8 protein-coding genes are annotated in these 22,598 nt (G+C 67.7%); all 8 read left to right on the top strand.

Annotated elements, in window-relative coordinates:
* Positions 1-133: 133 nt before the first annotated feature.
* The 8 genes from eccD to ACIRQP_RS21340 all read left to right on the top strand — a co-directional run bounded on the left by eccD (position 134) and on the right by ACIRQP_RS21340 (position 22,596).
* Complete coding sequence (eccD, locus tag ACIRQP_RS21375; RefSeq protein WP_403892387.1) at positions 134-1,534, top strand: type VII secretion integral membrane protein EccD; 1,401 nt, start codon at positions 134-136, stop codon at positions 1,532-1,534.
* A gap of 27 nt (positions 1,535-1,561) precedes the next feature.
* Positions 1,562-3,040 (top strand): type VII secretion protein EccB, encoded by a 1,479-nt coding sequence (gene eccB / locus ACIRQP_RS21370; protein ID WP_403892384.1) that lies wholly within the window; start codon positions 1,562-1,564, stop codon positions 3,038-3,040.
* Positions 3,041-3,520: 480 nt separating this feature from the next.
* Complete coding sequence (locus tag ACIRQP_RS21365) at positions 3,521-17,218, top strand: hypothetical protein (protein WP_403892381.1); 13,698 nt, start codon at positions 3,521-3,523, stop codon at positions 17,216-17,218.
* Positions 17,219-17,827: 609 nt separating this feature from the next.
* On the top strand, positions 17,828-18,169 hold the full coding sequence (locus ACIRQP_RS21360; protein ID WP_403892378.1) for a hypothetical protein: 342 nt from the start codon (positions 17,828-17,830) through the stop codon (positions 18,167-18,169).
* A gap of 70 nt (positions 18,170-18,239) precedes the next feature.
* On the top strand, positions 18,240-18,563 hold the full coding sequence (locus ACIRQP_RS21355) for a WXG100 family type VII secretion target (protein ID WP_403892375.1): 324 nt from the start codon (positions 18,240-18,242) through the stop codon (positions 18,561-18,563).
* Between the two features lie 45 nt (positions 18,564-18,608).
* Positions 18,609-19,088, top strand: coding sequence for a type VII secretion system-associated protein (locus ACIRQP_RS21350; RefSeq protein ID WP_403892373.1), 480 nt, complete (start codon positions 18,609-18,611; stop codon positions 19,086-19,088).
* 83 nt (positions 19,089-19,171) lie between these two features.
* Positions 19,172-22,129: an AAWKG family protein gene (locus ACIRQP_RS21345; RefSeq protein WP_403892370.1), complete on the top strand. Its 2,958-nt coding sequence runs from the start codon at positions 19,172-19,174 to the stop codon at positions 22,127-22,129.
* Positions 22,129-22,596, top strand: coding sequence for a YbaB/EbfC family nucleoid-associated protein (locus ACIRQP_RS21340; RefSeq protein WP_403892368.1), 468 nt, complete (start codon positions 22,129-22,131; stop codon positions 22,594-22,596). Before ACIRQP_RS21345 ends, ACIRQP_RS21340 begins: the two co-directional genes overlap by 1 nt.
* Positions 22,597-22,598 lie beyond the last annotated feature (2 nt).

Below are 22,598 nucleotides of genomic sequence, written 5' to 3'. Positions count from 1 at the left end.
GCCCGAGGCCGCTCACACCGGCCTCGTCACCTGTGTAGTCTGCGGCCACCTCCACCCCCACTCAGATCCCTGCCGGATGCGATGACTTTCCGTGCCGGATCCCATGACCTTTCGGGAAGCGTGAATATCCACGATGGCTGACAACTCGGTGGCTGGCCTGTGCCGCCTCACCGTGCGGGCCCGCACCAAAACACTTGACCTGGCCGTGCCGGCCGATGTGCCGGTGGCCGATCTGCTGCCCACCCTGCTGCGTTACGCGGGCGAAGATCTGGAGGAGAGCGGTCTGGAGCACGGCGGCTGGGTGCTGCAACGCCTCGGTGACCGCCCGCTGGACGACGAAGGCACCCTGGAGGCACTGGATCTGAAGGACGGCGAGGTGCTCTATCTGCGGCCGCAGACCGAGACACTGCCCGAGGTACGGCTCGACGACCTGGTCGACGGGATCGCCAACGTCACCAGGGAAAGGCTGCACGGATGGAGCCCCGAGGCGGGCCGCCGCCTGCTGCGCGGCCTGGTCGTGACCGTGGTGCTGGCCGTCATGTTTTTGCTGGCCTGGCGGGGCGGCCCGGCCACCACCCGCGCGGCGACGGCCGGCGTGGCGGGGATACTGCTGCTGGCCGGCGCCGCCTCGGCGAGCCGAGCGGTCGGAGACGCCGGGGCAGGTGCCACGCTGGGGTTCATGGGCGCGCCCTGCCTGGCGCTGGCCGGCTGGCTCCTGCCGGGCGGTGAGGTGTCCGGGCCACATGCCTACCACGTGCTCGGAGACAGGCTGCTGGCCGCCGGAGCGGCCGGGGCCGGAGGCGCGGCGCTGGCGCTGGCCGCAGTGGCCGTCTACGCACCGGTCTTCGTCGCCACCGCCCTGGTGGCGATCGCCGCCACCGCCGCGGGGGCGCTGATGGTTGTCTTCGACATCCCTGTGGACGGCGCCGCCGCCATCGTGGCAGCGCTGGTGGTCCTCTTCGGCGGCTTCGTACCGGTTCTGTCGTTCCGGCTGGCGGGCATGCGGATGCCCGCCCTGCCGACCAACCCCCGGCAGCTCCAGGAGGACATCGACCCCTACGACAGCCGGGACGTCGCGACCCGCACCGAGCTGGCGAGCGGCTGGATGACGGGCCTGTACGGGGCGGCCGGGGCCCTCTGCGCCGGGTGCATGGTCGCCCTGGCCCGGCGGCCGGACCTGCCGGAATCGCTGACCGTGGCGGTGCTGTCGCTGCTTCTGCTGCTGCACGGACGCGGCATGGTCAACGTCTGGCAGCGGCTGACCCTGGTGGTTCCGGGAGTCTGGGGTCCGCTCCTGATGGTCGTCAGCGCCGCGGTGACACTCACGCCGGACGACCGGCGGATGCTCGTGGTCGGACTGCTGGCGCTGGCCGCTGTGCTCGCCATCGGATCCTGGACGGTTCCCGGGCGTCGCCTCGCGCCCCACTGGGGCCGCGCGGCCGAATTGCTGCATACCCTCCTGGCCATCGGCCTGCTGCCGCTGACCCTGTGGGTGCTCGGCGTCTTCGGTGCGCTCAGGGCCATCAACGGCTGACTCGGAACGACAAGCAGGCAGGCGGCTATGCAGTCCAAACACGACCAAGTACAGGCGCACACCTTCGTCATGGGCCGGCTCACCTCCGGCATGCTCCTGGGCGATCCGGACGCTCCGGAGAGCCCCCTGGCACGGACCACTCGCGGAGCCGTGATCGGCATCGTCGTCGGGGTGCTGATCGCGGTCGGAGCCGTGGTGTACGGGGTGATCTCGCCCGGAGGCAAGGACTCCTGGCGTTCCGCGGAAAGCCTGATCGTCAACCAGGACACCGGGGCCCGCTATCTGTACATCGGTGGTCGGCTCAGGCCCGTGCGCAACTATGCCTCGGCCCTGCTGATCGGCGGCGCCGACCTCAAGACCGCCGCTGTGCACACCGGTTCGCTGCGCGGCACCCCCGTCGGCACACCGGTCGGTGTTCCCGGCGCTCCGGACTCGGTGCCCTCCGCCGGCGATCTGGACGGCGGGCCCTGGCAGGTGTGCTCCACCGTCCGGCACCAGGAGACGGCCGGCGGGAGCACCGTCGACACCGCGGCCACCACGCTGGTCGTGGGCTTCTCGCCGGACGGCGACGGGCTGGGCGCCGACCAGGGGCTGCTGGTCGTGGGACCGGACAAGAAGACGTATCTGGTGTGGCAGGGAAGCCGGCTGAGGCTGGACACCGCCTCGGGTGCGGCCGCCTCCCTGGGCTATGGCTCGGTGACCCCGCGTCCGGTGTCGGCGGCGTATCTCGACGCCCTGGTCTCCGGGCCCGAACTGGTCCCGCCCGGCGTGCCCGGCCGGGGTACCGCGGGACCCGCGCTGGAGGGCCGGAACAGCGTGGTGGGCCAGGTGTTCCAGGTCCGGGTTCCGGGTTCCGACGCGCAGTACTACCTGCTGAAGCGCGAGGGCCTGGTGCCGCTCACGGAGACCGGGGCCGCCCTGGCGCTGGGCGATCCGGAGACCCGGCGGCTGGCCTACCACGATGCCGCGCCCAAGGCCGCGGTCATCGGCGCCGCCGCGCTGAAGGAGCGCCAGGCGGCCGGCGCGGCGGGGCGGTCCCCGGCCGTCCAGGGGCTGCCGGACTCCCCGCCCAAGGCGGCCGACGTACCCGATGGTGTGTCCGCCTGCGCCGGGGTGGAACCGGGACACGGTCACACCAGGGTGACCTCGGTCCTGGTGCCGGTGAGCGCGCTGGCACCCGTCACCCAGGCCCCGTCCGAGGAGGTGACGGCGGCCTGCGCGCGAGTGGAATCGACGGTCGTCAGGCCGGGCCACGGCGCGTTGGTGCGGGCGCTCGCCTCGGGCGGTACAGCGGTGGGCGATACGACCTATTTCGTGGGGGACACCGGGGTGAAGTTCCGTGTCCCTTCGGGCACAGCTCTCAAGGCGTTGGGCTACAGCGAGGACGACGTGGAATCACTTCCCTCGCCGATGCTCGCGATGCTGCCGTCGGGCCCGGACCTGAGTCCGGACGCGGCGGCCGGCGGCCGGCCGACGATCACCTCGCCGACCTGCGGAAAGAAGTGAGGCGGACCGATCACCGAGCCGGCTCTCGGCGCCATGGAAGAGACACCGGGTGATGCTGCGCACCCGGCAGTGCGATTCCCGACGGTTCTTTGCGGGCCCGATTCCGGCGGCTTTAGGGTCGCGGTGCCGGAATGAGTGGTCGACCCGCCGTTGTCCTTCCGACAGGAGACGAGAGCTGCGATGCCCGACAACCTGACCGACGGTTACACCTACGTCGAGTACACCCGCGTGGGGAACGCATAGGCCGCTGAGCGGGTGACTCGGGCAGGCGGCGGACGCAGATCAGGAGGACACCCATGGCTCCGACCCACCTGGCACAACAGGAGTTCCACAGCCACGGAATGAACCTCCTGAGCTCCTGCCCCTCGCACAGCGGTTCCGGCAGCCGTACCGGAAGGCGCTGAGTCGAGCATGTCTCTACAGCCCTCGGACGAACTGAGGAAGCTTTTCTACTTCCTCGTAGGCCAGATGTTCCCTGGCATGGACGAGGACAAGGGCTACGACAGCCATTATCCCTTCAAGATGGTGGGGCAATGGGCGAGTGAATTTGGCGACGCTATCCGGGAGATAATCATCTTTGTCGGCCGGGCGCTGCCGACCGGAGTGGCCCAAGATTTCATCCGGGCCATGAAAACGTTCGTAAATGACAACGGGACCGATCATTTGAGGGAGCTTTCGAAGCAGGCTCATGCGGTCTCTGACGGTCGCATCCGGACCTCGATGAACATCATTGAGGCCAAATGGCAGATGATCGCCGAGCTGATCAGGTTGCTGATTGAACTCACCGTGATCATGGCGCTGTCATTTTTCTCCGGCGGTACATCGGTGGGGGACACGGCGACTGCCAAAGCCCGTAGCAAGGTGACGCTTCTCGTGGTTCTGAACACCCTGCTGGAGCGCACTCATTTGATGCCCACCTTGACCGAGGCGTTCGAAGAGGCGTTCATGACCTTCGCGGTCCGGCTGGCCATGATCACCGGCGGTCCGCAGGGCCGCCGCCCCAAGGGGTTCGACTGGAAGCAGATTGGCATGGACGGCGCCTTCGGCGCTCTGACGTCCATTATCCACACCAATCTCCACGGCGGATCCACGGCGATCGGCAATTTTTTCAAGAACGGATTCCCGAAGGATAATTTTCCGAAGGGCATGACGAATGGTGTGAATCCGGCGAGGCGGAACAACCTCGTCGGATCCGGCGCCGACGGTTCACACGGCCCGAACGTGAAAAATTCACACGTCGGACCGAATGGGCCGAGCGCCGGGCCATCACGTTTCTCGCCTGAGAACATCGTGGGCAAGGTGGGCCGTAACATCCATGGTGCCGTTAACGAGGGCTTTGCGGAAATCATGGCCCAGGTGGTGCTGCTCGGGCCCGCCAGCTTCGACGGCGGCTTCGGCTTCTTGAGCAGCTTGGGCGGCTCGGTACTGAGCAGCGCATTCGAAAACTCGGCCATGGGAGCCGCGAGTAAATTCGGGGAGTTCGGGAAATCCCTCAGGAACCCCGATCCATCCGCAGCGGGGAAGAACACAGAGCCGTCGGGGAACACGTCCGATGACGGGGCCAAGGGTCCTGGTGGCGTTGTCCGGCAGAGCACCGGAGCACACCCGGACCGCACGGCAACCGGAACCACCGCACCGCCCGCCACGGATACCGGCCTGCCTGGCATCGATGAGGAGCAGGGCGACACGACGGCCATCGACACCACCGGCGTCGGCCTTCCCGCCGTCCACACCCCGCACATCCCTTCACCCGGCATCAGTACGACGTCGGTGAGGACCACTGGGCCGACCGGCGAATCCGACGACGGGCTCGACTCCCGTTCGCCCGAATTCCTCGGCTCCCAGGAGCCGTTGCCCTCACCCGCCGGACAACCCACCGGGCATCTGCCCGCCGGACACGGCGGCAGCGGTGCGCCCCGGACCATGGGGAGCGAACCGCACCAGGCTTCCCGGTGGAGCGCATCCGGTCAGGAGGACGGCCGGCACCAGTCCCGCACGGATGCACTCTCCGACAACGGGCAGCCGGCCGACGGCCCCACTGCCGGCCCGGAGCGGACGTCCTCGGTCACGCCACAGCCGACCACCGCTCAGCCGCATGCGGGCAACCTCGCGGACACCGACTCCTCCCGTCCCGGCCCGGCAGACCGTATCGGTAGGCGGCCTGCCCGGGAACAGGGCGCGGATCAGGAGAATCAGTGGCACGAGACCAGCGGCCCGCCGGCCGCTTCGGACCCCGCCGTCCCGGTCGGCACGACCGATCCGTCCTCGGTCACCGCACCGCCGGTGACGTCCGCCCGCACGGCGGACCACGTCGGCAGTGACGGCGTACGCAACGGAGCCGGCACGTGGGCTCCGCCCGCCGGCCGGACAGAGCGCACATCCGTGCCGCGGCACCTGGACCCCGCCACCGCATCCGATCAGCCCTCCGTCTCCGACACCGTGGGGGACAGGACGACAGGGCAGGACGACGGCGTGCTTTCCGCGCCCACCCCCTTCACCACCGTCGGGACCTCCGCACCGACTTCAACACCGGCGCCCCGCACCGTCACCCATGACGCCGACGATCCGTCCGACACCGACAGCCACGTGTTCCCCGATGCCGACGATCTCAGCGACACGGACACCCTGGCCGACGCCGACGCCGACGCCGACGCCGACGCCGACGCCGACGCCGACGCCGACGCCGACGCCGACGCCGACGCCGACGTTCGCACCGAGTCCGACGTGACCCTGGTCGGAGACACCACCGACACCGACACCCAGGGCAAGAAGGACGGGAAGAAGCCCAGCGCCAAGTCCCCGCGCACCAAGGACGACATCGCGGCGTGGATTGACAGTCTCCCCGCCGAGTATGACGCCGCCCACGTCACTCCCGAATATCAGCGCATCCGGGTCTACCCCGTCTTGAGTACGGGACCCGATCCGCTCACCGCCGGGGGGACCGACACCGCAACTCCGGTGCCGTCGCCCAGCACGCCGGCCGAAACCCCCGCCGAGAGGCCTCAGCCGGTGCCGTCGGTTCCGGGCGGTGATCCGGGTGTGGGTGGTTCTGTGCCGTCTGATTCGGTGCGGGGGGATGGTGCGGGGCGGTTGCGGGTGCCGTCGGTGGTGGGTTCGGTGGTGGGTTCTGGGCTGGATCCGGCGAGTGTGTCTCGTGCGGAACTGAGGGTTTTCGGTGGTGGGTTGGTTGGTTTTGACTACGGGTCTTCGGGCGGGGGGGAACCGGGTCCGGGGCTGCCCGTGCTGCCTGATGTTGTCGGTGTCTTTGAGGTGCGGGGCGGTGTGGTGGGGCGGGGGGAGGATCGAGGGCCCTGGTTTGAGGAGGGGCGGCCGCTTCCGTTCTTCGTTGCGGCCAAGGGCGACTTTGACCATGTCGTGGTTGAGGTCGGGGGCGGGTCGAGGAGGTTGAGTCCGGGGGAGTTCGCTGATCTGTTGGCGAAGGATTTCGTGCGGGTGCGGGTTGATCCGGGTGTCCCGGTGGTGTTGGTTGTGGGGCATGGCGGGGATCGGGGTCTGGATCTGCCGCGTGTGGTGGCGGCGAGGCTCGGACGTGAGGTGTGGTCCTTCAGCAGCGACGTGAGGCTGAAGGATGTCCAAGGAGGGGCGCAGGTCGTTGCGTATGTGCGTCACTTTGATAAAGAGCGGTCGAACGGGTCGTGGATTCGGAGTCTTCCGGGGGACCTTGGGGCAGTTGGTGCCGTGCGTGGTGGGGGCGTTCCGTCACTCGATGTGATCAAGACGGTCCGCGGCGAGACGATCTGGGACACCGACGTGGTTTCCCATACGGTCGTCGGCCGGACTGGCCGGCCGGTGGGCCGGATGGCGTTCCTTCCCTCCGAACTAGGTCTAAGGCAGAGTCAGTTTGACCCATCCGGCACTGTCTACCGCGAGGGGGTAAACCACCCTGAGGTCGCCGACACGATTGTCCTTAATGGGAAAGAGCGTGAGGTGCCGTGGGCGGCGGATGTCATGGACGGCCGGGCGCCGTATTTCATGGCTTTGCATGGTGACATTGGTTCTGTGTCGTTGCCGGTGGGTGAAGGGCCCGTTGATGTGTCGGGGCGGGAGTTGGGGGGTTTCCTGCGGCGTCGGCCGAGTGTGTCCCGGCTGGCGTCGGGTGTTCCCATCGTGCTGGCGTCCTGTGACGGGGGAACGACGCGTGATGAGGGTGGGCGTTCGGTGGCTCAGGATGTCGCTGATGTGACCGGTCGTGTCGTGTATGCGGCGAACGCGACTGTCGCCGGGGTACATGGTGTGGGGCCCGCGCGGGATGGCGAGCCGGGTGAATGGCTCCGGTTCAATCCCGATCCCGGGACACCCACTTCCCTGGCGTCGCCGGAGGTGCCGGTCCCGGAGTGGCGTCATTCCGTTGATTCGAGGCAGGGTCAGCCGTTGCCGGTGGGTCCGGGTGCTGGGCCGTTGCCGGTGGTTTCGGTTCCGGGGCGGCCTGTTCGGCGTGTAGGTGATTCTGTGTGGTCTGCGTCGGTGCGGGGCGTGTCTGGGGGGCGGGGTTTCGGTCTTCCTGGTGGGGCTGTGGGGGCGGCGGGGGTGTCGGAGGATGGTGGTTCTGCGGAGTCTGTGCGGGTGTCGTCGTCGTCGGGTGCGGTGCGTGGTGTGGATGTTGTTCCCGAGGATGAGTTTGTTGGTGGGGAGGTGTTGGCGGAGCTTGGGCCGGGCTTTAGTGATGTGACGCGTGGGGAGTTGGTTCGGGCGTCGGGTATCGCGGCGCGTTATCTCGGTTCCCGGACGGTTATTGGTAGGGAGTCCGGGGCGGAGGAGGTTCGGTCTGGGCAGCGTGCTGATCTGCGGGAGGTCGTGCGCGCTCTGCGTGAGGGTTATGCGGGTCGTGAGGCTGGGGTGGAGGCGGCTGAGGCGCGGGCTCGCGGGCTCGCAGAGGAGCGGGGGCCGGCTGGGTCTGGTGGTGACGGGCGGGCGTCGGCACCGGGGACGGACCTGCCGGGCGGTGCCGGGGGTCCGCTCTCGGGGCGGCTCGATCCACAGGCCGCTGTCCCCTGGCTGTCCAACTCGGACCGGCAGGCGGACACGGGCGCCGAACGGCCGACCGACGCGAACAGCGTGCTGCCGAGAGAGACGCCCGACCCCTCCTGGCGCCGCCCCGAGCAGTCGAGCACCGAAACGCCGGAGCTGTCCTACACCATTTCCCACGGTGCACTCACCACCAGCGACGGCAGAGTATTGGACGTACTCGACGGCCCGGAGCAGTCCTTCCCCGATGCGCTCGTCGCCATGCTCGGGTCGGAGGCCCCACAGTTGAGGGGGCTCTCCCGCATGCCCGGCGAGACCATGGCCGACGCTCTGCGACGTACTCTGGCCACCGAAGTCGATGCTGCCGTCCTGGTCACGGACGGCCCACTTGTCGCCGCTGATGTCAGGCTCCCTCTTGATGCATTCGACGTGCCCGGCATCACGCTCGGCGTCGAGCACCGCGCGCACGCCGCGCTGATGCCGGACGGTCTACTGCCTCTCACAGAGGCCGGCCTGACTAAGGCGCAACAAATGGCCGTGTTGTTGTTCCGGCCGTCGAAGCACTGGGACGCCACGGTTACGCAGGTAGCGGCTACGGTGGCGGCCAGGACCCTGACCGTCAGTCTGGATCTCGTCGACCTCCACGACGGCACCGTGACCCGCTTCCGAGCCGTAGGCGGTCCGCCGCCGCTGGTGCTGGGGATCGACGGCGACAAAACCCGCGTCACGGTGGTCAGGACCGATGACGCAGTGCCGCGGAGCGGTGGGCTCGGCCAGGCGAAGGATGACCGGACCCCGCAGCCGGCCGACGGCGCCCAGCCCGACGGCGCCCAGCCCGACGGCGCCCAGCCCGTCGACGCCTCGCCCGTCGATGTCGCGTCCGATGGCGCCCAGCCTGCCCATGTCCAGCCTGTCGATGTCCAGTCCGACGGCGCCCAGTCTGCCGATGCTCAGCCTGTCGGCGTCTCGCCCACCGGCGCCCTGCCTGCCGATACCCAGCCCGGCGAAGCTGGTGCCCTGGCTGGGGATGAGGGGCCGGTGGCGGCACCGCCTGCTCCCGTGGTCCATGGCTCGCAGCATCCGTGGTATCTCAATCGTGGGGCCCTCGGCGAGATGACCGTGAGGCGTGGTCCGCAGCGGATCGAGAACTCGGAGGGGTTGCTGAGTTCGATCGCGGACGCTGTTCCGGTGCCGGAGTTGCGTGATGACATCCGCGCGGCTCTCCGGAGCATGTTGGAGATCTCCGATCCGAAGGAGTGGAAGGAGCTTTTGCTGAAGGGCCGGTTGCTGGTCAGCCGGGGACGGCTGTTGTGGCTTCGGCCGGTCCTGCGCGACGTGCGTCCCGAGCCGGAGACGGGGCTGCCGGAGCAGCCGGTGCGTGAGTACGAGGTCGGTTTCGCCTCGGCCAAGGCCGCCGGCACGACGGAACGGAGCCGGACCTACGGGTGGGACTCCAGGCTGTTCAGCGCGTTCAACGTTGCCTCCGCCGCGGCGTCGTCGGCGGTTCCCGGCTTGCCGATCATTGGTGCCTCGGTGTCGAGGGAGAGCGCTGTCGCGTGGGGCCGCAGCGTCATCAGTGGGCGCAAGCTGTTCGTCGACAGCTCCAGCCGGTTCGACGCGGACCTGGGCTTCAGGTTGTTCGTGGATGGTTTTGAGCACCTTTCTGACGTGACTGTGCCCGCGGCTGTGGGGGTGTCCGTTCCCACCGCGTATACCGGGAGCCGTACGGGCCCGCCCGTCGACCTGGTTGGATCCGGGCCGGGTGAGGACGCACCCGATGCCCCGACTGCCCCGCCTCGGTTGGTGCTCAACGCGATCGACCTGGCTCCGGTGGTCGCTGGACTGCAGCGGGAACTGCTGTCGGTCGGGCTGGATGCCGGGGCGGTCGCCGACATCGTCCGCCAGACGCAGGTTCTGCTCAACGAGCAGACCGCGCGGAACCGCAGCCAGTGGTGGCTGACCAGCGGTGATGTCGGGATGCGTATAACAGCGGGTGCGTTGACGGTGCGGCGGGGGCCGTCCGCTTTGCGTGCGGTCCGGGCCGGGATGGACACGGTGTTGCGGAGCAGTGCGTTGGATGCCGGTCTGCGGCCGGCCGACGTCGAGGAGATCAGCCGCACAGTGCAGGCGGCCGTTGAGAAGGTCCACACGAGTCATGGGTTCCCGGGTGTCCGGGGACTGCGTGACAGGGTAGGAGGCAGTCTGGAGGCCGAGTTGGGGGCCCACGGGCTTGACCCGGAGGTGGTTACCCGGATCAGCGAGGCGGTCTGGGCCACGGGTGGTGAGGCCGCCCGGCGAAGGCCGGTACCGCTCGGCTTCGCGTTCTCCGGCTATCCCACGGTCCGGATGAGGATCGTTTCCGAGCGGATGGTCGGAGTCAGTGCCGGGGTGAAGGTCCGCGAGGATCTGGGGGCCGGTCTGTCCGCAGCCGTCTCCCGGGAGGTGGTGAGTTCGGCCGTCTACGGCGTCGGCTTCAACATGTTCGGTCTGACCGACGGCTTCGGAAGCGACGTCACCGACACGGAGGGCGCCGGTCCCACGGTCGGGCAAAGTGACCAGCAATCCAAGGGCAGCAAGGGAGTCGCCCCGTTCCTCGGTCTGACGTACCAGCCGTCCCGGTCCACGGGGATGTCGCTGATGACCCAGGCGGTCAACCACTATGTGGCCACTGGGGAGGAGACACACGCCAGATACGACGCCGGGGTGGCCGTGGAGCTGGGCCTCAAGTCCACCAGTCACCCGGGACTGAGGACGGTGAGGGGCCTGGTCGTCGGCGAGGTGGGCGTACCCATGGGGTCCGACGGGCGGCGGGGCGCGCGGCAGTTTGAGCGGTCGGTGGGCATGGTAGCCCGCCCGCCGCAGCCCGACCCGCAGCGCGCGCAGGTGGGGCCGGTGGAGGACCAGTCCCACGTCCGCAGGCTGCTGCGTCTCGCCGGGATGGCGCCGAAGCGCGGAGCGGTCAGGCCACAGGGCCTGGACGACGCGTTTTTGCCCCAGCACGACGAGCCGGTGCACCTGGCGGCCCGCAGAGGGCCGGGCTTCGCGGTCCTTTTGGCGCTTCCCGGGGCCGAACAGGTCGAGGAGCACTTCAGGACGGCGCTCAGGGACATGGCGGTGCGATCCGGAGCGGCGCGCGTCGACCTGTCGTCGCTCGACCGCGAGCTCAGCGTGTTCTTCGGTGCTCCAGCCTTGGTGGGCGACCTGGCGCAACTGATCCACGGTTACAGCCATGACGTGACACTGTCCGGCACGAAGCACCGGCTGTCCATTCAGATACATCTACGGAAGCGGCTGGAGGGCTACGGCGACACCGACTCGATGACGTTGAACGCGCGTACGGCGGTCGGCCAGGCCTTCGCCAGTCACCGCGGCACGCGCTGGAAGGCGAATGCGGCCATCGGCGGCGGTGCCCGTGTGTCTGTGGGTGAGGAGGTGCGCCTGCAGGCCGGTGGCGTCCGCCTTCATGGCGGCTTCGGGCGGGGAACCGCACAGGAGCTGTCCGGTGTCAACAAGTCCTACGCCCGCATGGAGACGCACGGCCCGGTCAATATTCACGTTTACGAGGTGGTTTGGGAGGCCGGGATCGACGGCGAGAAGTCGTACCTCGGCGAGGCGGGAGAGACGACCGCCCAGATCGCGGTGTCACGTGAGCATGTGCCGGTGACCCCGGTGACCCAGGACGAGGTGGACGCCCTTCGAAGCGGCGCCACGAGCAGGGGGCCCCGGCCCCCGGTACCGTCGCTCGACTTCCACGCGGTCGGCACCTCCGGGCTGTATCCGGCGTTCGCCTCCATGCCGCGTCTGACCAGGCTGACCGCGGAACTCTATGCCGAGGTCAACGGCCTGCCGCAGGACTGGCTCGGGAACCCGGCGCAGTGGCCGTCCGAACTGGTCCACATGACCAGCCCACGAGCTCTCGACGCGCACTTCGCCGAGCTGGTCGGCCCCGCCGGATGGGAACTGCCGCTGCCCGCCCGGCACGGGCGCAAGCAGAATCTGCGGCTGCGCTTGAGCGTCCCGCGGCCCGAGCGGCAGCCGCAGCTTGCCGAAAACGTGGAGATCGAGCACTACCTCCAGGCGAAGAGCTCCTTGGGTGTCGACCTCTCCAGGAACTGGGGCGTCGGGCTGTCGGGCGGCATGGGCCCCCAGGTCCGGCTGGGTGACGAGAACGGCGGTGGGCTGACCGGCCGGGTCACGGTGCTCGGGGAGGCGGAGTTCGGCCGCTCGTGGTCCCGCGGCGGGGGCGCCGAGTTCGGTAGCGTGGAGATCAGCCGGTCCACGTATGCGGGGGCGTGGCGCGTCCTGCTGGACGCGACCGTCGAGGCGACGGCGGTCGCCCGACAGGGCAACGACCGCCGGGAGGCCGTCGGCTCCTCGACCACAGTCGGCGCCCTGGAACTGCTCGCCGCGGGGCGGAAGGCCGAGGATTTGGGGTTGGTGCCGCCACCGGCCGTGGATCCGGTTCCCCGCACCTACCTGGACTCGGGCCTCCTTGCCGGCGCCGCGCACCCCGAAGTACTCAGGGCCGACGGCGTCCTGCTGAGCGTCATGGACCGGCTGCGCCGACGGGGGATCCTGAACGGCGCTGCGGAATCGCGTCCCGACCTGCTGGTGCGGCAGTTGAGGGCGTTCCTGTCATCGGAGAACCTGCAGACCGAGTTCACCGGCCTGGTGGGTGGCAAGGACCGGTGGCGGGTGTTCCCGCTGCCGCGTTTCGGCGGCGGCACTCACTACCTGGTGGTCCGGGTCACTGTCAGCCAGGTGGAGCCCGCGCACAGCTACCGGCACCGGGACGAGGTCAGGCTCACCCTGCGCGGCGAGGGCCTGACCAGCGACAGTCATGAGCGGTCCGTGTCGACCTACGGCGGCGCCGGCTTCGTCATGCGCGGCCGGGTGGGCACCGGCGCGGGCTTCGGCGGTGTCGGCCTCAGCGCCGGCTACCGCACCGGCAAAGAGCAGGGCAGTGAGAACAGCCGGACGGTCCTGGACATCCACCGGGGTAGTACCAAGGAGACCTCGGAGGAGTTCGAACACCGGATCAGGTTCCGCATCGAGTTGGGCCTGACCTCGGAACTGCCCGAGATTCTTGAGGTCGCCGCCCGGGGCCTGCGCAGGACGGTCACGGGCGTGGGGGCGCTGCTTGGGAGGGAGGCCGACGCGGCGCGGCTGTGGTACGCGAAGAAGCGGTGGGACTGGTACGACGACGGCACGCGCAACGAGGAGGACCAGCCCCGGGGCACGGTGCGGCTGCTGGTCCCGACCCATCTGACGACCGAAGCCTCCAGCGCCTCCGTGGCCGCCGTCGCACCCGCTGCCTTCGGCACCGCCCCCCGATGGGAGACCGGCCCCACCCCGGTGAGACCGCTGCCCGCCGAGTTCGTCAGGAACCTGCACCCCTGGGACGTCCCGGCGGCCGCCGCGGTCCAGCGGTGGGCCAAGCTCGCCGCCGTTGCCTCCCGGATCGCCCCCGACCTCGGCGGGGAACGCGCCTGGGAGGTGCCCGGCGTCGACTTCACCACGCCGGCCGGGAGACAGTACGACCTGTACTCCTCCGGAAATGTGCTGCGGCCCCGGATCCACCGGCTGCTGGAGCACACCTACACGGTTCCGGTCGGCGACCGCGAGGTCACGGTCGGCTTCGAGCTCACCAAGGCACGCGTCCTCGCGAAGGGGGCGACCTTCAAGGCGCGGCGCTACCAGCAGTACGACGATGCCCTCAAGACGTCCAGCGGGCGCTTCAACGGCTGGGAGTTCGAACTCGGCCCGGAGGCGGGCGGCAGCGCCGGCGAGCACCGGGAGAACCACCTGGTCGAGCGGTTTCCCGCCGAGTTCGGGACCGAGAAGGGTGCCGAGCGCAGTGGGGAGGTCAGCCAGGTCGACGAGAAGAACCAGGAGTCCACGCGCAAGTTCGACTACTTCAGCTTCGACGTCGACGTGGTCGTCCGGGGCCCCGCCCGGACCCTGCGGGTGCCAGTACCGGGCGGACTGGTCGGCATGCTGCCCCTGAACGCCGACGGCACGCCGGCCGATGGGCTGGCGGAGTTGCTGCCGGACCTGTTCGGCCCGGCCGCCGTAGAGCACTCCGACAACTGGCGGAACCTGGAACGCGCACCCCGGTTCGACCTGGCCGCGGCGATGGAGCAGGTGGCCAACGAGCCCGGGATCTCCGCGGACCGACTGCACCAGTCGGTGGCCGGCCAGGTCAAGGCCGGGGCCGACGGCCCGCCCGAAGCGGTCGTGTTCGGCCTGAACCGCGTGCGGACCGACCGGGCCGTGCTGCGCTGGGCGGTGCGCACCATGCTCGCCGACCTGGCCGACGCACGGGTCATGGACCCGAACCTGGCGGCACCCGCTGTCCTGATGAAGTATCAGGAAATGGTTGCCGGAAACCTGCCCGTACGACCGCGGCCGGAAGACGCCCAGGACCATGAGGGCTTCGTGTCAGCCGTCGTCCGCGAGGTCGAGGAGGTGCGTCGCCTGCTCCTGTCGGATCAGGGATACGTCCCGCCACCGGTCCAACTCCCGGAGATCGTCTCCTTCGCCGCGCTGTCGTTCGACGACCTGCTCCGGAACATCGCGCTTGAGCTCAACGTGCCGGTCCGGGCCGACATCACCGACTCGGACGGGCGGGTCCACAGCCGCTGGGCCGGCCCCGTCGGCGGGGTGCACGCGTCCGATCCGCTCGACCGGGACGCCCCCGGCAGGAGCCGCCCGACCAGCGCACAGGTCCAGAACGCAGGACTGCTCAGCGCTGCGGGGCGCGACGACGCGGACCGGCCGGGCCTCGATGAGGCGGATCGGGATGACGGAGCTGTCACTGCCGCGTTCCTTCCCCGGCACACCGAGGACACCGGCGCCGCCACCGCCACGGACGCCGAGGAGATCGCCGCTGCCGTCACGGCGGACACCCCGGTTGGCCGGCCGTCACACGTGACAGCACTGGAGGACGACACTCGGCAAGGCGGCGAAGCCGTCTTTCACGCTCATGAGTCTGCCGTCGGCACCGGCCCGGACACCGGCCCGGACATTTCCGCCCGGGCGGGAGCCGGTCGTCACAGCGAGCTCGCGGCACTTGTCGCAGACATCCGAGCGCGGCACGGCATCCCGGCGGACGCCGTGCGACACGTGCAGACGGTGAACGAATGCGTCACCCTGCTGGAGACCTTCCGCGCCCGTCTCTACCCCGCCCGGGCCATTCCTCGGACTGGTGCCGGCCGCCCGCCTACCGCTGCTTCGATCCGGCACCACCGGACCTTGGATGACGCGGTTCTCGGTACGGGGCGCGTCGAGGAGAGCTTCGGGCCGGGTGCCGATTGGCACCGGTTCGGCTCGTGGATCGATCTTGCCGCCGTAGTGCGGCACGCCGGTGATCGGGCCACAGCGTTCGTTCTCGTTCAACGCCGCACAGGGCTCGGGCACGCGTACGCGCTTCACCATGCGGACGGAGGAGAGGTGATGACGGTCAACCTGTCCGCGCCTGAGGGGAGAGCGCTGACCGGTGCCCTCCCAACGGAGTCTCCGGCCTATGCCCGTGCCGTCGTCCTCGACGCATCGGGGAGACTTCTGCCGGACAGCGAACTGCGGGAGATCAGCCCTCCCTCTCTCCGTCTGCAGTCGCTCACGGATCCGCCGAGCGACCATCGGTACGGAGCCAACGCATTCGAGCTCGAAACCTCCGTCACGGTCAACATGAAAAATGCTAGAGGGAGCGTCGTCCTGGCGACGACACCGCACTATGAGCTGGTCACGGACATGTGGCGGGATAAACCCATCATCGAAATCGTGAGCAAACCCTTCAGTGCGCTGCGAGGAGAAGTCGGATGGAATTCTCAGCAGGCAACCGTAGAGGCAGTGATATCGGTCTACGAGGCCTTGCGGCGGTCCCGCTCCGGTACCTCCCTGAGTAGCCTCGCCGGCAAATTCCCCGACATGGAGTTCACGCAGGTCGGCCGGACCGTATCGATCGGGGAGGAGGAATTCCGTGGCCGCATGTCCCTTCAGTTCACCGTTGGGGTGCCCCCCACGCAGCTAATCGGCTTGGCGCGCTTCCTGAACAGCCAGGAACGTATCCTCATCCCCAATCATCAGGCCGACCGTCACCGGCGTAGCGCGGAATCATTCGCAAAATCGACCAGGAGCGATTTCGAGACCGAGGAAAGGGGCTCCTCCCGGGAAGCTGACATGGCGGAAGGCTGGGCGTGGTTGGTGTACGTACAGACGGCGGCGCTGGCCCATCAGCAGCTGACGGGCGCGGATGTCACTCCCAAGCACTACGCCAGCCTCGTGTCCCGGACCAGTCTTTCGGCACAACGCCGCATGCTGCCCGAAAGTGTGCGCAGATTCTTCACGGAACACCGCAGCAGCTTGGAGGAGCGCTTCAACCAAAAGTTCACGGAGGACAATCCCAAAATAAGGTGGCCGGTATCTTACCTGGACGGGCCGGTCGACGTATTGAGCCACGTCATCACGGACTCGGGGAAATATGATGGCCTCCCCATCAGCAGCTATCTGCGCGCCGCCCTTGAGCAGGTCGATCCGAGCGCGGATGTGGACCAGTCCCTTCTCGAACTGCACACCTACATGGAGCAGGCTGACGACAACTTCGGCGAGCGCAGTTCGCAAGAGGCCCTGGGGCTTTACGAGCTGCGCTTGTTCGGCCGTCCCGGCGAAATGCCGACGGTACCCACTTTGCGGCAGTACATTTCGGAGCTCGGGGTCATGACTTCGCAACTCGACGAGAACATGCAGAGGACTTTGCCGGGTCCGCACCACCGGTTCGGCGCATCCGCGGCGATGGTGACGTTCGAGAGGAAGAAGCACGATGAACTCGACGACACACAGCGTCGGAGCGTACAGGAACTTGTCGATCGGGCGATCGGCGAGATCCATCGCCAACTCGCCCAAAAGGGCACCGGGGTGGTGATCTACGTAGAAGGTGGCGGTGGCGGCAGGAGTGCGGCGGAGCACGGCTTGACGCGGGCTCAGACCGTCTCGGCGGAGATCACCCGCATACTTGACGTCCAGTTCGGTCCTCAACTGCGAAACCTGGTCCGTGTTCTTCCGAGAAGTCGAGGGAAGGAGTGGTCCTCGATTCCTGATCATCTTCTCGTGGAGATGCCGACGATCAACCCGCTGGACCATCAGTCGGTCATCATATGGACGGCCGTGCAGGCAGGGGTCGACAACGTGTGAGGACACCTGTGCCGTCTCGGTGTCCTGGGGCGTGTCTTCAAAGTAGCGCCGTCCGCCCGAGGGGCGGGCAGCGGCGGTGCGCGGGTGGAACGCCTTCTTGCCGGTGAACGCGGCGAAGGTCTTCGGCGATCCCGGCGTCGGAGATCCAGCGTTCGTCGTCCCGTGAACACCCCGGACGCGGTCGCTGAGGGGCGAGGAGGAGGCCGCGCGCCGCGGTCGGAGTGACAGAGACGGTATGTCCCCTTTCGTGGCGGGCTACGGGGCCGAGTCTCGCGCCACTTCGGGCAGGGCTCTCCAGGGACCGGCCTTATGGGCGCCGGGCCCCGCGCACAATGGCGGAGCGTGCTCTCCTCTTCTCCTCTCCGTTGGCGGTGCTGCCCTGGGGCAGGACCCAAGTCCCGGATTCCGCACCTGGTGACCAGCTGGTGACCCCGTACCGACCAGGGAGTTGGGCCGAGAGAGGACGGGATACCGACCCGCTCCGCGACACCACGGCGGCGGGGACGAACGGTTGGTTCCACCCGACGGGTCGGAATCCGGCAGTTCGTCAGTCCAGTGGCTCCGGGTTCGCGGGGCCGGAGTGAGTGACCGACCGACCGGGAGGCAGACATGGCAGGTATGGGTCAGCAGTCAAATGAGCAGGCGACGCGGAATGGTATTCAGGCGCTGGAGTCGGCGTTCAGCGGGATCCTGAAGTCGCGTCAGGATGTGGACGGTACGCGGGCCACTCTGTCGCGGGGTTACCAGGGCAGCGACGGTGCGATGTACGGGCAGTTGCTACAGCAGTGGGACCAGCAGGTCAATGTCATCCTGAAGAACCTGGAGGACATGATCGGCAAGCTGAACACAAGCCTGGTGGAGCACAACAAGTCGCAGGGTTCGTCGAACGAGTCGATCAACCAGGCGTTCAGCGCCTCCGACGCGGCGTTCCAGACGCTGACCGGTTCCTGACCGGTCGCCACGCGTCGCCCCTGAAAAATTCCCCTCACCGTTGTCCTTCCGATCGGAGACGAGAACTGCGATGCCCGACAATCTGACCGACGGTTACATCTACGTCGAGTACAACCACATGGAGAACGCTGCTGACGACATGGTTCAGCAGACCAGGGCGATAGCGAACACATTGTCGTCGCTGGAGGCCGAGCTGGGTGAGCTGAAGAAGACGTGGTACGGCTCGGATGCCGAGGTGTACACGCAGAAGCAGGCGGCGTGGGATCAGGCCGTGGCGAACATGGAGCGGTTGCTCACCTCGCATGCGGCCCTGTTGTCGGACATCTCCGGCAACTACAAGTACAGCGAGAACTCGCTGTCCCAGATGTGGTCCGAAGTGAGCATCGGCCGCTGAGCCGGTGACTCGGGCAGGCAGCGGACGCAGATCAGGAGGACACCCATGGCTCTGACCCAGCTTGATGCGAAGGCTCTGAAATCGTTCATAGAGAACGACCTCACGGATTTCCTCCGAGACCTGGACTCCATCCGTAAGGACGACCCTTCCGGAGTGCTGGCCCTCTACAGCATCCTGTCCGGCCGGAGCACTCCCGAGACCCTGGGCGAGAACCTCGTTCTCGGCATCGGCCTCATGGCCGGCAACGACAACGTGTACGGCCAGAGCCTGATCTCGAAGATCAGTGACGCGGGGAAGGCGATTGACGAAGTCTTCGTCGCGCAGAAGAAGTTGTTCAAGGACATCGAGAACGATCTGCAAGAAACGATCGACAAGCTTCTGAAGGACCAAGGCGGCAGCCTTGCGTCCATCGACGGGGCAAAGCTGCTGGATATCTTCACGGACGTGGACCAGGACCTGAGCGGAGACGGCTCCGGCGGCGGAGGCGGTTCGAACGATGATTCGAGCAACTCGAATAGCAAGTAGAAGCGTCCCCAGCCGGACAGGGCCTGGTTCCCGGGCCTTTCCGCAGCCCTCGTTCGCCTCCTGAGCCTTGTGGAGTACCTGCCATGCCGGACAGCGTCGGTTCCGATGACTACTGGAGCCAGGCCGTCAACCTTTTCACCGGTTATCCGATGCCCGAGCGTGCTCATCTCTTCGAGAAGATCAGTAGCGACGAGGGAATCCCGCTCTTTCGGATGGATATCCGGAAGGAAAAGCTCCGCGCGATCACCGAAGAAGAATTCTCCACGATCAGCGGCTGGGGCAAGAGCAGCGGCGAGGACTACGACCTCGCGTTCTACGGGTCGGATGCGGGCCCGCTTCTGATCAAGGTCAGGATCGTCTTCATCGGGGTGCCGTCCGACGGCAAAGGCAGAGCGCGACTTCACGACGAAGGCGAAATCTCAAGCGGCTCCCCCTTCAAAGGGCCTTCGTCCGGCATCGAGTGGGACTCCAGTGCGATGGCCCAATACATCAGCGGGCCGAAGGTCGCCCTCGACAAGTTTGTCAACTATCACACCACACGAGGCGTGGCATGGAGCGGGGCCACCATCCCCGATTCCGATGCGGTCGATCTCAAGTCGTTCGAGAGGACCGCCCGCGCCTTCGACCGGGCAGCCATGTTCTTCGTCGACCACGGCAAGACGGTCGCCGCCTGGGAGAAGCAGCTCGGCAGCGAGCAGGCCGCGTGGAAGGGCAAGGCCGCCGGTGTCTTCTGGCACCTGATCCATCAGGTCAACAAGAATTACGAAAGTTACGTGGAGCAGCTGGGCGGTGCCAAGTACCGGTCCTCCCACACCACTGTGGACGGATACACGCCGGGGTCCCGATACGGCGACTCACTGGCGCTGGCCCAGCGCCAGCTCTACAACCGGGGCGTCAACCTGCTCAACGCCTGGGACCGCTGGGCCGACAGCGGACTCCACGATCCGCACCGCTGGCTGCTGATGGTGCTGGACGACCTGGGGCGGTGGCTGCTGGGCAACAACGTCCTGCAGGTGGCCGAGAACGGCGCGACGTATGCGGGTTTCCAGCAGTTGCACCCGATTTACGGTGATCTCAGCAAGCTGGAGAACTGGAAGAAGGTCGGTGACGAGGCGGTCAGGTTCTGGAACCAGCATGTGGACAACTGGCTCACTCCCGTTGCCGCTCAGGCGATCTCCACCCTCAAGAGCAACTGGATCGACGACGGGGCGAATTTTGATGAGACGCTGACCACCAAGGACACCTCAACTCTGTCCGCGGCGTACAACAACGAGCAGAACGAGATCGACCGGGACAAGGCGAATGAGGATCAGCAGAACCTCAACGACATCCTGAACAAGAACGGCCGGAACGCGAACGATCTCAACGAGAACCTCAAAGACGGCCTGGGGAACCTGGGGAAGAATCTGAACCAGGGCCTCGGCGGAATCGGTGACGGTCTCAACAACAACCTCAACAACCTGGGGAAGAACCTCGGCGGAGTCGGTGACGGTCTCAACAATCTGGGGAAGAATCTGAACCAGAGTCTCGGTGGGATCGGTGACGGCCTCGACAACGGCCTTACTGATCTCACCGGCGGATCGGGCGGCAGCCTGAACAATCCCGATCTGACACAGGGGGGCCTGGGGAACGACGGGCTTGTGCCGTCCACGCTGTTCAGCTCCGGCGGACCGCTCAACACAGGACTCGGAAATCTCAACGAACCCTGGAACGACGGGAATTCCGGTCCGAACAGCCTGACCAACCCCGACGGAAGCAACACGCGACTGAACTCGGACGGTTCGCTGACCACCCTGTTCCCCGACGGCAGCCAGAGCACGTTCAACCCGTCGACGGGCACGATGACCACGACGTCCTCCGGCGGCAAGAACTCGGTCCTCGACCTCGGCGGCGGACGGAAGCTGACCAACCCCGACGGCAGCACGACGGTGCTGAACAACGACGGTTCGCTCACGACGACGTACCCGGACGGGAGCACCACCACCGTCGACCCCTCCACCGGGTCGGTCCTCACCACCGACCCCGACGGTTCGACCACCCAATCGCTGCTCAACCCGCACGTGGGCACGTTCAGTACCCCGGGCGGCGGGACCGGGGTACTGAACTCCGACGGATCGCTGTCGACCACTTATCCGGACGGCACCAACGAGACGATCAATCCGGCCACCCACACGGTGACGACCACCTCTCCCGACGTCACGGTGCACACCTCGCACCTCGATCCGGGGGGCCGATTCACCAATCCTGACGGCAGCGTCACGACCCTGAACGACGATGGTTCGCTGACGACCAAGTTCCCGGACGGCACCGTCCAGACCGTCACCTCTGACGGCACCCTGCAGACGACCCGGCCTGACGGCACCACCAGCACCACCCAGCTGAACAGCGGCCTCGGCAGCGATCTGACGAGCGGGCTCGGCCTCGACGGTGGTACAGGATATGGCGACTTCTCGCTGCCGGACCTCCAGAACAGCTTCGGCAGCCTCCCCCATGACTCACCGTTGAACACCGAGTCCGGCCTCTTCGGCTCTCCCGGCATATCGGACCAAGGGGGCGGCGATCTCCCCTCGTACGACGAATTCGACGACACCCCCTTCACCGGCGGCACATTGGGCGGTCCCTCCGGTACGGGCGGAGGCGGCACTGACTCCAGTGCCGCGAGTGCCGGCATGCCGCTCAATCCCGGCCTTGCCGGCATGGGTGGGATGGGCGGTATGGGCGGTGGCCCCGGAGGCGGCTCCGGCTCTGCCAACGGTGAACGAGTGCGCACCGTGCACGGGGACAGCGACGGCGCGGACCTGCGCAAGCGGCGCAAGCCCCTGGGCGGCCAGGACGAGGAGGAGGAAGAAGAAGACGACGTGATCGTCGGCCCCCGCCCGATGGCCACCACCGGAACCGGGATATCCCCCGCGCCCGGCGAGAGCACTCAGCAGGGCAGGTCCACCGAGAGTGCGAAGCGGCCCAGGGCGAGCTATGTGGTGAAGAAGGACGAGGATGTCTGGGGCAGTGACAGCAACGGCGCACCGGCGGCGATCGGCTGATGAGCGGATCCGGAGAGCGCGGGGACGCCGAGGCGATCAGTCCGTCGTTGTCGATCGGCGAGAAACTGGCCGAGGCGATGGCGGAGCTGGAGGCGATCCAGGCGGGGGTGGCCGAAGCCGAGAAGGAACTGCGCGAGGCATCCGTCACGGTGCGGTCGAAGGACCGTGCGGTGGAAGTCACCGTCGGCCCGCAGGGCGAACTGGTCACGTTGCGGTTCCTCGACAACAAGTACCGCACCATGGCCGCGTCCGAGCTTGCGGCCAGCGTGCTGGAGTCGGTCGGGCAGGCCAAGACACAGATGGCCCGCCGCGTGATGGAGGTCTTCAAACCGTTCACCGAGCCCAGCACGACGGTAACCGGGTTGACTGGTGTCGATGTCGACTGGGAGAAGATTCTCGGCCCGGACGTACTGGAGGATCCACAAACGGTGACGCGTCGCAGGCGCGGCCGGCGGCAGCACGACTAGGG

Origin of the sequence: Streptomyces sp. NPDC102274 (genome assembly GCF_044766385.1) — a bacterium.
GTDB lineage: Bacteria > Actinomycetota > Actinomycetes > Streptomycetales > Streptomycetaceae > Streptomyces.
The sequence above is the reverse complement of the archived record's forward strand: the minus strand, read 5'-3'. Positions and strand labels throughout refer to the sequence as shown.